Source organism: Azospirillum sp. (assembly GCF_035627195.1).
Lineage (GTDB): Bacteria > Pseudomonadota > Alphaproteobacteria > Azospirillales > Azospirillaceae > Azospirillum.
In genome coordinates, this window is the sequence record NZ_DASPMG010000181.1 from 1 (window position 1) to 12,751 (window position 12,751).

11 protein-coding genes are annotated in these 12,751 nt (G+C 72.5%); 8 read left to right on the forward strand and 3 right to left on the reverse strand.

Annotated elements, in window-relative coordinates:
- From VED21_RS16895 to gndA, 6 genes are all read left to right on the forward strand, one after another.
- Nucleotides 1-610 (forward strand): transporter substrate-binding domain-containing protein (locus VED21_RS16895; protein ID WP_324884061.1); only part of this gene is annotated, 610 nt, incomplete at its 5' end.
- Between the two features lie 40 nt (nt 611-650).
- Nucleotides 651-1,439, forward strand: a complete 789-nt coding sequence (locus VED21_RS16900) for an amino acid ABC transporter ATP-binding protein (RefSeq protein ID WP_324884062.1) — start codon at nt 651-653, stop codon at nt 1,437-1,439.
- A gap of 108 nt (nt 1,440-1,547) precedes the next feature.
- On the forward strand, nt 1,548-2,486 hold the full coding sequence (locus tag VED21_RS16905) for a 2-hydroxyacid dehydrogenase (RefSeq protein ID WP_324884064.1): 939 nt from the start codon (nt 1,548-1,550) through the stop codon (nt 2,484-2,486).
- Between the two features lie 12 nt (nt 2,487-2,498).
- Nucleotides 2,499-3,539 (forward strand): LacI family DNA-binding transcriptional regulator, encoded by a 1,041-nt coding sequence (locus VED21_RS16910; RefSeq protein WP_324884066.1) that lies wholly within the window; start codon nt 2,499-2,501, stop codon nt 3,537-3,539.
- A 3-nt stretch (nt 3,540-3,542) separates the two neighbouring features.
- Nucleotides 3,543-4,280, forward strand: coding sequence for a 2-keto-4-pentenoate hydratase (locus VED21_RS16915; RefSeq protein WP_324884068.1), 738 nt, complete (start codon nt 3,543-3,545; stop codon nt 4,278-4,280).
- A gap of 74 nt (nt 4,281-4,354) precedes the next feature.
- Nucleotides 4,355-5,764, forward strand: coding sequence for an NADP-dependent phosphogluconate dehydrogenase (gene gndA / locus VED21_RS16920; RefSeq protein ID WP_324884070.1), 1,410 nt, complete (start codon nt 4,355-4,357; stop codon nt 5,762-5,764).
- A 9-nt stretch (nt 5,765-5,773) separates the two neighbouring features.
- Here the strand turns inward: gndA and VED21_RS16925 are convergent, their stop codons facing one another.
- From VED21_RS16925 to VED21_RS16935, 3 genes are read right to left on the reverse strand one after another with little or no spacing between them, the layout of a single operon-like run.
- A complete protein-coding gene (locus tag VED21_RS16925) occupies nt 5,774-7,408 on the reverse strand; it encodes an ATP-binding protein (protein ID WP_324884072.1) in 1,635 nt (544 codons plus the stop codon).
- Nucleotides 7,402-8,112 carry a response regulator gene (locus VED21_RS16930; RefSeq protein WP_324884074.1) on the reverse strand — a complete coding sequence of 237 codons (711 nt, stop codon included), beginning with the start codon at nt 8,110-8,112 and terminating at the stop codon, nt 7,402-7,404. Before VED21_RS16930 ends, VED21_RS16925 begins: the two co-directional genes overlap by 7 nt.
- Before the next feature lie 5 nt (nt 8,113-8,117).
- Nucleotides 8,118-8,807, reverse strand: coding sequence for a response regulator transcription factor (locus VED21_RS16935; RefSeq protein ID WP_324884076.1), 690 nt, complete (start codon nt 8,805-8,807; stop codon nt 8,118-8,120).
- A 188-nt stretch (nt 8,808-8,995) separates the two neighbouring features.
- On the opposite strand from VED21_RS16935, the gene VED21_RS16940 reads away from it, so the two are divergent.
- Together VED21_RS16940 and VED21_RS16945 are read left to right on the forward strand one after the other, a co-directional pair.
- Complete coding sequence (locus VED21_RS16940; RefSeq protein WP_324884078.1) at nt 8,996-12,244, forward strand: PAS domain S-box protein; 3,249 nt, start codon at nt 8,996-8,998, stop codon at nt 12,242-12,244.
- A gap of 227 nt (nt 12,245-12,471) precedes the next feature.
- On the forward strand, nt 12,472-12,751 hold a 280-nt coding region (locus VED21_RS16945; protein WP_414638226.1), incomplete at its 3' end, for a calcium-binding protein.

A 12,751-nucleotide genomic window follows, 5' to 3' on the forward strand; every position in this document is an offset into this window, starting at 1 on the left:
CGCCGACGTCGCCAAGCTGCTGGCCAAGCACATGGGCGTGCCGGTGGAGATCGTGCCGGTCACCGGCCCGAACCGCATCCCCTACCTGCTGACCAACAAGGTGGACGTGCTGGTCGCCTCGCTGGGCATCACCGAGGAGCGGGCCAAGCAGGTCGCATTCTCCCAACCCTACGCCGCCATCGAGATCGGCGTGCTGGCGCCGCAGCAGACGGCCATCAAGGAGGCGGCCAACCTCTCCGGCAAGCGCGTCGGCGTCGCCCGCGCCAGCACCCAGGACCAGGGCGTCACCAACGTGGCCCCCAAGGACGCCCGCATCATGCGCTTCGACGATGACGCCAGCGCCGTGCAGGCGATGCTGTCGGGCCAGGTCGACGCGCTGGGCGTGAGCAACGTGGTGGCACAGCAGATCAAGAAGATGGCACCGCAGAACAACTACGAGATGAAGTTCGTGCTGCGCAGCCAGGTCCAGGGTATCGCGCTGCGCCAGGGCCAGGACGAGCTGTTGAAGTGGGTCAACGACTTCATCACCACCGTCAAGGGCAACGGCGAGCTGAACGCCATCCACCAGAAGTGGCTGGGCACCGACATGCCGGCGGTGCTGAAGCAATAACCCTTGCCCCGCACGGCCGCACACACGGGAGGACACCGCCATGGCGCTGACCGACGACCGCACGGACGCACCCGTTCCGCGCGCCCTCGGCGACGAGGTCATCATCCGCATGGAAGGCGTCCAGAAATGGTTCGACGACTTCCAGGTCCTCAAGGACATCGACCTTGAGGTCCGCAAGGGCGAACGCATCGTGGTGTGCGGCCCCTCGGGCTCAGGCAAGTCGACGCTGATCCGCTGCATCAACCGGCTGGAGCAGCACCAGAAGGGCCGCATCGTGGTGAACGGCATCGAGCTGGGGGCGGGTGCGCGCCACCTCGACGCCGTGCGCCGCGAGGTCGGCATGGTCTTCCAGCAGTTCAACCTGTTCCCGCACCTGACCGTGCTGCAGAACTGCATGCTGGCCCCGCTGAAGGTCCGCGGCCTGCCCAAGGACGAGGCGAAATCCATCGCCATGAAGTACCTGGAGCGCGTGCGCATCCCCGAACAGGCGGACAAGTTCCCCGGCCAGCTGTCCGGCGGCCAGCAGCAGCGCGTTGCCATCGCCCGCGCGCTCTGCATGAACCCCAAGATCATGCTGTTCGACGAGCCGACCTCGGCGCTCGACCCCGAGATGGTCAAGGAGGTGCTGGACACCATGATCAGCCTCGCCGAGGACGGCATGACCATGCTGTGCGTCACGCACGAGATGGGCTTCGCCAAGTCGGTGGCCGACCGCGTGATCTTCATGGACCGCGGCGAGATCGTCGAGCAGAACACCCCCGATGAGTTCTTCACCAACCCCCGGTCGGAGCGCACCCGGCTGTTTCTCAGCCAGATCCTGTCGCACTGACGGCCTCGTTGGGTTTTCGCTGCGCTCAACCCAACCTACGACGCCCCTGTAGGTTGGGTTGAGGCAAAGCCGAAAACCCAACGCCGCCCCCACACCAAGGACCTCCGCATGAAGCCCGAGATCATCCTGGTCGAACCCATGATGGCGCGCGTCGAGGCGGCGCTGGACGCGGCCTATGCCGTCCATCGCCTGTCCTCCGCACCCGACTGGGCGGCGCTGCTGGCCGAGGTGGGGCCGCGCATCCGCGCCGTCGTCACCGGCGGCGCCACCGGGGTGAGCAACGCGGTGATGGACGCCTGCCCGAACCTGGGCATCGTCGCCATCAACGGCGTCGGCACCGACGCGGTGGACCTGAATTACGCCGCCAACCGCGGCATCCGCGTCACCAACACGCCCGGCGTGCTGACGGAGGACGTGGCCGACCTCGCCCTCGGCCTGATCATCGCGGTGTCGCGCCGGCTGATCGTCGGCGACCGCTTCGTGCGCGCCGGGCAGTGGCCGGCGGCCAAGCTGCCGCTGGCCCGCAAGGTGACCGGCAAGCGCCTGGGCATCTTCGGCCTGGGCCGCATCGGCCGCGCCATCGCCGAGCGCGCGCTCGGCTTCGGCATGAGCGTCGCCTACACCAACCGTTCCGTCTGCGCCGACGTCCCCTACCGCTGCATGGCCTCCCTGGAGGAGCTGGCGCGGGAGAGCGACATCCTGGTGGTCGCCGCCTCGGCCGGGCCGGAGAACCGCAACGTCGTCGGCCGCGCCGTGCTGGACGCGCTGGGCCCCGACGGCATCCTGATCAACGTGGCGCGCGGCAGCATCGTGGACGAGGTCGAACTGGTCGCCGCCCTGACCGAGGGACGCCTGGGCGGCGCCGGCCTGGACGTCTTCGCCGACGAACCCAACGTGCCGCAAGCACTCTGGTCGCTGGACAGCGTCGTCCTGCAGCCGCACGTCGCCAGCGCCACCGTCGAGACGCGCACCGCCATGGCCGACCTCGTGCTGGCCAACCTGGCGGCCCACTTCGCCGGGCAGCCCTTACCGACGCCCGTCGTCTGAACCGGACCCGCCATGACCGTCGTGGACGACCATAAGGGACGCAGCCGCATCACCCTGAACGAGGTGGCGAACCACGCAGGTGTGTCGCGGTCCACCGTCTCGCTCGTCCTGCGCGGCAGCCCGCTGGTGGCGCAGGAGACGCGCGACCGCGTCCAGGCCGCCATCGAGGAACTGGGCTACATCTACAACCGCGGGGCCGCCACGCTGCGCGCCGCGCGCACCGACACCGTCGGGCTGCTGATCTGCGAGATCAACAACCCCTTCTTCGCCGAGCTGACGGCCGGCGTGGACGACGTGCTGGACCAGCAGGGCGTCGTCGCCTTCCTGGCCAACACGGCGGAGTCGCCGGACCGGCAGGAACGCTTCCTCCAGCGCATGCGCGAGCACAACGTGGACGGCGTCATCCTGTGCCCCGCCGCCGGCACCGGGCCGGAGCTGCTGGACCGGCTGCACCGCTGGGGCCTGCCGTGCGTGCAGGCGCTGCGCTTCATCTCCGCCCGCCAGGGCGACTATGCCGGCGTCGACTACGAATTCGGCATGGAGATGGTGACCGAGCACCTGATCCGCCTGGGCCACACGCGCATCGCCTTCATCGGCGGCAACCTCACCCATTCCGCCACGCTGGCCCGGCGCAGCGGCTTCGCGGCGGCGATGCGCCGGCACGGCCTGCCGGCCGATCTGGTGGTGCGCTGCCCACTGAACCGCCGCGCCGGGGCGGAGGCCATCGGCACGCTGCTGGACCGGCCGGACCCGCCCACGGCCGCGCTGTGCTTCAACGACGTGGTCGCCTTCGGCGTCATGCTGGGGCTGGAGATGCGGGGCCTGAAGGCCGGGCGCGACCTTGCCGTCACCGGCTTCGACGACGTGCCGGAGGCGGCCTTAAGCCGCCCGGCGCTGACCACCGTCGCCACCTCCCCCCGGCAGATCGGGCAGGAAGCCGCCCGCCTGCTGCTGCGCCGCATCGCCGACCCGCAGGGCGCGCAGGAGCGGATCATCCTGCCCACCCGCCTCGTGGTGCGCGAATCCTGCGGCGCCCTGAATCAAAAGGCCTGACGCATGAACCGCACCGTCGACGCGCTGATCACGGCGCGCGAGACCCGCCGCTGGCTGCCCGCCCTGCCCGTCCGCCCCGCCGACGAGGCGGAAGCCTACGCGATCCAGGACGCCGTGGCCCGCCGCCTCGGCCCCGTCACCGCCTGGAAGGTCGGCGCCCGCACGCCGGAGTCCGAGCCCTTCCGTGCGCCCATCAACGCGGCGACGCTGTTCTTCGACACCGGCCGCCTGCCCGCATCCATGTTCCACGTCATCGGCGTGGAGGCGGAGATCGCCTACCGGCTCGCTCGCGACCTGCCGCCGCGCGACGCGCCGTGGACGCGCGACGAGGTGCTGGACGCCGTCGCCTCCGTCCACCCGGCGTTCGAGATCGTCGACACGCGCTTCACCGCCTTCGGCTCCCAGGATCCGCTCAGCCACATGGCCGACCAGATGAACCACGGCGCGCTGGTCGTCGGCCCCGCGATCGCCAACTGGCGCACCCTCGACCCGCTGGCCGAGCGCGTGGCGCTGGAGGTGGACGGGGAGACGCGGATCGAGACGGTGGGCGGCAACACGGCCGGCGACCCGGTGCGCCTGCTGGTGTGGCTGGCGAACGCGGGTGCCCGCAGCCTGGGCGGCCTGCGCGCCGGGGAGGTGGTCACCACCGGCTCCTGCACCGGCACCGTGTTCGTGCAGCCCGGCAGCCGCTCGGTGGCCCGCTACGGCACCATGGGGACAATCGAACTGACGGTGGAATGACCGTCGCTCCAACCGACCCGCAACGCGCCCGGTCGCTCGCGGGTTGATCGGAAGAACGAAGGAGCAGGGAACCGATGGCACAAGGCACCATTGCCGACATCGGCGTGATCGGGTTGGGCGTGATGGGGCGCAACCTCGCCGCCAACCTCGCCGACCATGGCGCCATGGTCGCCGGCACCGACCTGGACGCGGGGCGCCGCGCCGCCTTCGCGGCCGCCGTGCCGAACGGCGTGGCCTGCGAAACGGCCGAGGAGCTTCTGGCCGCGCTGAAGGCGCCGCGCGTCGTCCTCATCATGGTGCCGGCCGGGCCGGCGGTGGACGCGCTGCTGGCCGCCCTGCTGCCCCGCCTGTCGGACGGCGACGTGCTGATCGACGGCGGCAACTCCCACTACCAGGACACGCGCCGCCGCGCGGCGCTGGCGGCGGAGGCTGGCGTGCACTTCGTCGGCCTCGGCGTCTCGGGCGGCGAGGAGGGGGCGCGGCGCGGCCCCGCCCTGATGGCCGGCGGCACAGCCGACGGCATCGGCCGCGTGGCGCCGCTGCTCCAGGCCATCGCAGCGCGGGCGGCGGACGGCACGCCCTGCTTCGCCCGCGTCGGACCGGACGGCGCCGGGCACTTCGTGAAGATGATCCACAACGGCATCGAATACGCCGACATGCAGCTGATCGCCGAGGGCTATCACCTGCTGCGCCACCTCGGCGGCTTCTCCTACGACCGGCTGGCCGAGACCTTCGCTGCGTGGAACGGGGGCGAGCTGGCCTCCTACCTGATGGAGATCACCGCCGACATTCTGCGCACCCCCGACCCCGAGACCGGCGCCCCGATCCTGGAGGTGATCCAGGACGCCGCCGGCCAGAAGGGCACCGGCCACTGGGCGACCACCACCGCCATGGAACTGGGCATGCCCGCCCCGACGATCGCGGAGGCGGTGCACGCCCGCTGCCTGTCGGCCCTGAAGGGGGAGCGGCTGCGCGCGGCCGACACCTTCCCCCCGCCCCCGCCGGCCGCCACGCTTCCCGAAACCTTCGCGGCGGACGTGGGCGACGCGCTGCTGTGCGGGCGGATCGCCGTCTACGCCCAGGGCTTCGCGGTGATCGCCGCGGGCAGCGCGCGTTTCGGCTGGGACGTCGATCTGGCGGCGGTGGCGTCCGTGTGGCGGGGCGGCTGCATCATCCGCGCCCGGCTGGTGGACCGCATCCTGGCGGCGCTGACCCGCGCGCCTGACCTGCCCAACCTGATGTTCGACCCCGACATCGGCGCCCTGCTGGCGCGCGGCGAGGCCGGCTGGCGCCGTGCGGTCGGTGCGGCGGTGGCGGCGGGCCAGCCGGTGCCGGCCATGGCGTCGGCCCTGTCCTACTGGGACGGCTACCGCAGCGGCCGGCTGTGGGCCAACATGATCCAGGCCCAGCGCGACTGTTTCGGCGCCCACGGCTACGAACGCACCGACCGCCCCGGCATGGTGCACACGCAGTGGGGACGGTAGGCCCCGCCCTCACGCGGCCGGCTTCAACGCCGACTCGACCTTCCGCACCACGTCGTGCGGGTCGTACGGCTTCTCGATCACCGGCACGCCGGTCTCGGTGAGGAAGGCGGTCAGGTCCGGCGACAGGCTGTCGCCGGTGATGAACAGCATGCGGCGCAGCAGGTCCGGATGCTCCGCCGCCAGCCGGCGGTAGAGCGTCGGGCCGTCCATGCCGGGCATGCGCAGGTCGCTGATGAGCAGCTCCGGCGAACCGGCGGCCAGCCAGTCCAGCGCCGCGCTGCCGTTCGCCACGATGCTCACCTCGTGCCCGGCGCGACCCAGGATCTCGGCCAGCAGCTCGGCGATGGCGACCTCGTCGTCCACCACCAGGATGCGCGCCGCCTTCGCCCCCGCCGCGCCGGGGCGCCCGGCCGCGCCCTCGGCGTCCGGCTGGCCGGACGGCGGCAGCCACAGGCGGAAGCACGCCCCCTCCCCCGGCCGGCTCTCCACCGCGATGCGCCCGCCGTGCGCCAGGACGATGCCGCGGCACACCGACAGGCCGATCCCGGTGCCCATCCCCATCGGCTTGGTGGTGAAGAACGGATCGAAGATCCGCTTCTGGATGTCGGCGGGGATGCCCGGTCCGTTGTCGGCGAATTCCACCGCCACGCGGCCGTCGTCGACGAACGTCCGCACGCGCAGGCGGCGCGCCTGCCCCTCCCCCTGCCCCTGCAGCGCCTGTTGCGCGTTGATGACCAGGTTCAGGCAGACCTGGTGCAGCTGGTCGGCGCTGGCGAACACCGGCGGCAGGGCGGGGGCGAGGTCGCGCGCCACCTCCACCCCGCTGGTCCGCAGGCCGTAGGCCAGCATGTCCAGCGCCCCCTCGACGACGGCGTTCATGTGCACCGGCGCGCGCTCGTCCGGCTTGGCGCGGGCCATGGCCAGGAAGGTGCGCACGATGCGCGCACAACGGTCGGCGGCGGCCTTGATCTTGCCCGCGCGCTCCCGCGTCGGCTCGTCCGGCGACAGCTCCTGCAACATGGCGGCGTGGCCGACCACCACGGACAGCGGGTTGTTCAGCTCGTGCGCCACCCCGGCCAGGAGGGAGCCCAGCGCGGAGAGCTTCTCGCTCTGGTGCAGCGCTTCGCGCTGGCGCTCCATCTCCGCCTGCACGCGGCGGTGATCGGTGATGTCGCTGCCGGTGCCGCGGTAGCCCATGAAGACGCCGTTGCTGAACACCGGCTTGCCGTGCACGCGGCAGAAGCGCCGCCCGCCGCCGGCGTCCCCGTACGGGAACACGAAGTCGCGGAACGACTGGCGCGCGGCGATGACGGCCTTGTGCCGCTCCCAGTTGGCGTCGTCGGTGTCGTCCGGCAGCCGCAGGTCCCAGCGCCGCTTGCCCAGGGTGCTCGCCGGGCTTTCGCCCGACAGCTCCTCCAGATGGCCGGAAATGAAGGTGAGGCGGTAGTCGGCGTCCGTCTCCCAGATCCAGTCGGACGAGGCCTCGACCACGTCGCGGAAGCGCTCCTCGCTGCGCCGCGCCTCGGCCTCCGCCAGCGCCGCCGCCGCGGTCAGCCGCTTGGCCCGGCGGATCTCGCGCACCAGCAGCGCCACCAGCACGGCGCCGGCCAGCAGCCCGGCAAAGATAAGGGCGGCGTCTACCACGACGGTGCCGCGAAGCGGTAGCCCAGGCCGCGCACGGTCTGGATCAGGGTGGGGCTGGCCGGGTCCGGCTCGATCTTGCGGCGCAGGCGGGTGATGCGGATGTCGATGGAACGGTCCAGCGGGTCCCAGTCGCGGCAGTGCGCCAGCTCGGCGATGCGGTCGCGGCTCAGCGTCTGGTTGGGATGGTCGAGGAAGACGCGCAGCAGGTCGAACTCCATGGCCGTCAGCGGCACGGCACTCCCCTCCCCGTCGATCAGCGTGCGGGCGTCCAGATCCAGGACGCAGCGCCCCAGCGGCACCCGGTTCGGCCGCGCCGCCGGCCCGTCGTCGCGCGGCAGCCGGCGCAGCACGCTCTTGACGCGGGCCAGCAGCTCGCGCGGTTCGAACGGCTTGGTGACGTAGTCGTCGGCCGCGTCCTTCAGCACGCGCACCCGCGTCGCCGCGTCGTCGCGCCCGGTGAGGATGATGACCCCGGCATGGTGCCGCGCCTTCAGCTCCCCCGCCAGCACCAGCCCGTCGCCGTCCGGCAGGCCGAGGTCGAGCAGCAGCAGGTCCACCCGCTCCCGCGCCAGCAGGCGGCGCATGGCCGCCCCGTCCACGGCGTCCAGCACGGTGAAGCCGTGGTGCTCGAAATACTCGCGCAGGAAGGCGCGGACGTCCGCGTCGTCCTCCACCAGCGCCAGCCGTGGCTTAGGCTCGGCCATGGCGCTCACGTTCCGGCGAAGACGTAGCCGGCGCCGCGCACCGTCTTGATGACGTCCGGCTTGGCCGGGTCCACCTCGATCTTGCGGCGCAGGCGGGCCACGCGGTTGTCGATCGAGCGGTCGAAGGGCTCGTCGCCGCGCGGCGGGGCGAGGTCCAGCAACTCGTCGCGGCTCAGCACCCGGCCGGGGTTGGCGACGAAGGCGCCCAGCAGCTCGGCCTCCGTGGCCGACAGCGTCAGCGCGGCCCCGCTGCCGTCGACCACCCGGCGCTGGCCCTGGTGGAAGTGGAAGCGCCCGACGCGCACCGTGCCGTCCGGCGCCCGCACGCCCAGCCGCATCCGCCGCCGTAGCACGGCGACGATGCGCGCCTCCAGCTCCGCCGGTTCGAAGGGCTTCGCCATGTAGTCGTCCGCACCGACCTCCAGCCCGACGATGCGGTCGATGGGCGTCCCGGCCGCCGTCAGCATGACGATGCCGATGTCGTGCTGCTCGCGCGCGAAGCGGGCGAGGCTCAGGCCGTCCTCGCCGGGCATGGCGATGTCCAGCACGGCCAGATCGGGCGGCGTGCCGGACAGCAGCCGCCGCGCCTCCGCCCCGTCCGCCGCGGTGGTGACGGCGAAGCCGTGCAGGCCCAGGTATTCGGCCACCAGCTGGCGGATCTCGGGCTCGTCGTCGGCGACCAGGATGCGTGCCATCAGCCTTCTCCCCTGCGCCGGATTTAAGCCCCGAATTTAAGCCCCGAATTTAAACATAGGACGCCCGGGCCGGTGCCGTTCCCGTGGCGGTACCCCCTGCGGGCCGTTGACCCCCGCGCGCGGACGGGCATCCATTGGCGAACCTCCCGCATCCGCCGCCATTTCCGGAGACTGAAGAGAGGCAGGACATGGCCAGCACGGGCGCAACGGCCGCCGAACGCGCCCTGTCGATCCGTTACGCCGTCCTGGTCGCCGCGAGCGTGACGCCCCTTCTGGTCGTCGTGGCGCTTCTGGCGCTCTTCCAGATCGCCGGCCAGCGGGAGGTCGAGCTGGAAGGCATCCGCCGCAGCGTGGTCGAGCACCGCTCCGGCATTGGCGCGGTGGTGGAGGCGGCACGCGGCCACGTCGGCCAGATGCGCACCTTCGCCGAGGACTACCTGCGCAACTTCGTCCCCGAACGCCGCGCCCCCCTGCGAGGCCATCTGGCGCGCTGGACCGGCGCGCCGCCGGGCGGCCCGGCAGGCGAACGTGGTGCCGCCGTCGTCCTGCGCACCGACCCGGCGGAGGGCGACCCGCGCGTCGGCACCGTCATGGCTGGGGAGACGGCGCTGGAGCCCGAACGGCTGGCCGACGGCGACGTCGACCTGGGCCTGGACCTGTTCCCGCTGATGCGCGCCGCCCACGCCGCCTACCCCTACCTGCACTGGAGCTATTTCTTCTCCGTGCGGGAGGACTTCATCGCCTTCTACCCCCGCGCCGAGGAGGCGGAGCTGCTGGCCACCGCCGGCCTGGACGACCTGCGCGCGGTGCTGGCCGGCTGGTTCGCCTACGACGTGTTCGTGGCGGCGACACCGCCGCACAACCCCGGCCACCCCTACTGGACCGGCGCCTACGCCGACGCCGGCGGGGCCGGGCTGATGGTCAGCCACGCCGCCCCGGTGTACGCGCGCGGCGCCTTCGCCGGCATGGTCGGCACCGACGTGCTGCTGTCGCACCTGGAGGCGGTGACCCGCCGCTTCGCCGTGCCGCAGGGGCGGCTGTGGATCGTCAACGATCGCGGGCAGGCCCTGGCCACCACCTCCACCGCCACCGGTTCCACACCCGACGCCGCCCCCGCCATCCGCACGCTGGCCGAAACCCTGCCGGACCCGCTGCGCGCCGTGCCGGCGGCCGACCTGCTGGCCGCCGACGGGGTGTTCCGCGCGCTGGCCGGGCACCACGTGATGGCGCTGCCCATCGCCGGGGCACCGTGGACGCTGCTCTACGCCGTGTCGGACGCGGAGATCGACGCCCTGCTGCGGCCGCGCCTCGCCCCCTACGCGGTGATCCTGGTGGGGCTGGTGGCGACGGCGCTGCTCACCCACGCGCTGCTGCGCTGGCAGTTCGTTCGGCCGGCCCTGGCGCTGGTCCGCTACATCCGCGCCGCCGCCGCCGGCCACGACCCGCGGCACCCGCGCCTGCCGGCGGTCTGGCTCCCCTGGCTGGACGTGCTGGCCGCCACCTTTCGGGCCAAGCACGCGCAGGTGGAGGAGCTGCGCCTGTCGGAGGAACGGCTGCGCGCGCTGGCCCAGGCGGTGCCGGTTCCCATCGCCATCACCGCCCGGGACGACGGCCGCGTCCTGTTCGCCAACGCGCGCTGCCGGGCGGTGTTCGGCCTGTCGCCGGACGATCCGGCGGGGCGCCGCTCCGTCCACACCTACGTCGACCCCGACGCGCGCGTGCGCCTGCTGGCCGACGTCGCCGCCGGGCGGCCGGTGGACGGGGCGGAAGTGGTCTTGCGCCGCGCCGACGGGCGGGCCTTCTGGGCGCTGATCTCGCTCCAGCCCATGGCGTACGACGGCATCCCGGCGGTGCTGAGCGGCATCGTGGATATCGACGCGCTGAAGGAGAGCGAGCGGTCGCTGCGTGATAGCCGGGCGCTGAAGTCCGCCATCATCGACCACGCGCTGGACGGCATCGTCTCCATCGACGAGGCCGGGCGGATCATCGACTTCAACCCGGCGGCCGAGCGCATGCTGGGCTACACCCGTGCCGAGGCGCTGGGTCGCTTCATGCACGCGCTGATGGTGCCGCCCGAACAGCGCGCCGCCCACCTCGCCGGCTTCGCCCGCCACGTGGTGACGGGGGAGCGGCGGCTGATCGGCCGGCGCATCGAGTCCACGGCCCTGCGCGCCGACGGCAGCGAATTCCCCTGCGAGCTGGCGATCAGCGCGGTGGAGCAGTCGTCGCGGCGCATCTTCACCGCCTACATCCGCGACCTGACCGAGGTGCGGCAGGCCGAGGCGGAGATCGCCCGCCAGCGCGACGCGCTGCACCAGACGGAGAAGATGACGGCGCTGGGCTCCCTCCTGGCCGGCGTGGCGCACGAGCTGAACAACCCGCTGTCCGTCCTGGTCGGGCACGCGCACCTGCTGGGCGAGACCGCCGAGGATCCCCAGGTGCGCGCCCGCGCCGAACGGATCCGCGCGGCGGCCGAGCGCTGTGCCCGCATCGTGCGCACCTTCCTGGCCATGGCCCGCCAGAAACCGCCGGAGCGCGGGCCGGTGGCGCTGGGCGAGCTTGTCCGCAACGCGCTGGAGATCGTCGCCTACGGCCTGCGCAGCGCCGGGGTGCAGGTGTCCGCCGACGTGCCGGACGACCTGCCGCCGCTCTACGCCGACGGCGACCAGCTGCACCAGGTGCTGATGAACCTGTTCATCAACGCCCAGCACGCCATGGAAGGTGTGGACGGCCCCCGCCGTCTGGACGTGACGGCGCGCCCGTCGGCGGACGGCGGCTGCGTGGTGATCGAGGTGGCCGACACCGGCCCCGGCCTGCCCCCGGCCCTGCGCGCGCGGGTGTTCGAGCCGTTCTTCACCACCAAGCCGCAGGGGGTGGGTACCGGCCTTGGCCTGTCCATCTGCCACAGCGTGGTGGCGGCGCATGGCGGGCGGATCGAGATCGACGACCGGCCGGGCGGCGGCGCCGTCTTCCGCCTCCTCCTGCCGGTGGCGCGCGGCGATGCGGCCGAGGCGCCGCAACCGGAAGCCCGTCCGGCGCGCGCCACCGCCGCCGCCCGCATCCTGGTGGTGGACGACGAGCCGGACGTGGCCGGCCTGATGGCCGAGACGCTGACGCTGGACGGCCACCGCATCGACGTCGCCGGCTCCGGCCGCGAAGCGCTGAAGCGGTTGGAGACGGAACGCTACGACCTGCTGCTCAGCGACCTGCGCATGCCCGACCTGGACGGCGCGGCGCTGTTCCGCCACCTGCGCGACCGCGACCCGGCGATGCTCGGCCGGCTGGTCCTGCTGACCGGCGACATCCTGCGCGGCGGCCTCGCCGCCGAGGCGCTGGACGCCGGCATCCCCGTCGTCGAGAAGCCCTTCGAGCCCACCCGCCTGCGCGCCGTCGTCGCCGAGCGGCTGGAGGCGGCGAACGGTGCGGGAAGCGGGTGACCTGCGTTGGGTTTTGCGACTGGCGCCTCAACCCAACCTACGGGTGCATCGCGGCGCCGTAGGTTGGGTTGAGCGCCAGCGAAAACCCAACGTCAAACACCCCGCCACGGCACACTTGAAACACTTTTCCGCCGCGGCACGATCGGCGTGTTACGCTCGGACGGCACAGTGCTCCCCGAACACGGCGAGGCGATGACGCCCCGCCCCATCCAATCGGGAGAGACACCATGTTCGTCAACGGCACCAGCGGCAACGACGCCAACCTCACGGGCTCCTACGATTCCGACTACATCAACGGCCATGAAGGGGCCGACAAGCTGTCCGGCCTGGGCGGCCTCGACATGCTGATCGGCGGCACCGGCAACGACACCATCGACGGCGGCGGCGGCTACGACACCACCTCCTACACCTACGCCACCAAGAACGTCATGGTGAACCTGACGACCGGCACCGCGGTCCAGAGCGGCGTGTGGGGCGACACCGACCAGCTGATCTCGGTCGAGAACG

Coding starts and splice junctions, on each gene's coding strand:
- VED21_RS16905 (WP_324884064.1), top strand. CDS start 1,548: ATGAAGCCCGAGATCATCCTGGTCGAACCCATGATGGCGCGCGTCGAG.
- VED21_RS16915 (WP_324884068.1), top strand. CDS start 3,543: ATGAACCGCACCGTCGACGCGCTGATCACGGCGCGCGAGACCCGCCGC.
- VED21_RS16940 (WP_324884078.1), top strand. CDS start 8,996: ATGGCCAGCACGGGCGCAACGGCCGCCGAACGCGCCCTGTCGATCCGT.
- gndA (WP_324884070.1), top strand. CDS start 4,355: ATGGCACAAGGCACCATTGCCGACATCGGCGTGATCGGGTTGGGCGTG.
- VED21_RS16910 (WP_324884066.1), top strand. CDS start 2,499: ATGACCGTCGTGGACGACCATAAGGGACGCAGCCGCATCACCCTGAAC.
- VED21_RS16900 (WP_324884062.1), top strand. CDS start 651: ATGGCGCTGACCGACGACCGCACGGACGCACCCGTTCCGCGCGCCCTC.
- VED21_RS16930 (WP_324884074.1), bottom strand. CDS start 8,112: ATGGCCGAGCCTAAGCCACGGCTGGCGCTGGTGGAGGACGACGCGGAC.
- VED21_RS16935 (WP_324884076.1), bottom strand. CDS start 8,807: ATGGCACGCATCCTGGTCGCCGACGACGAGCCCGAGATCCGCCAGCTG.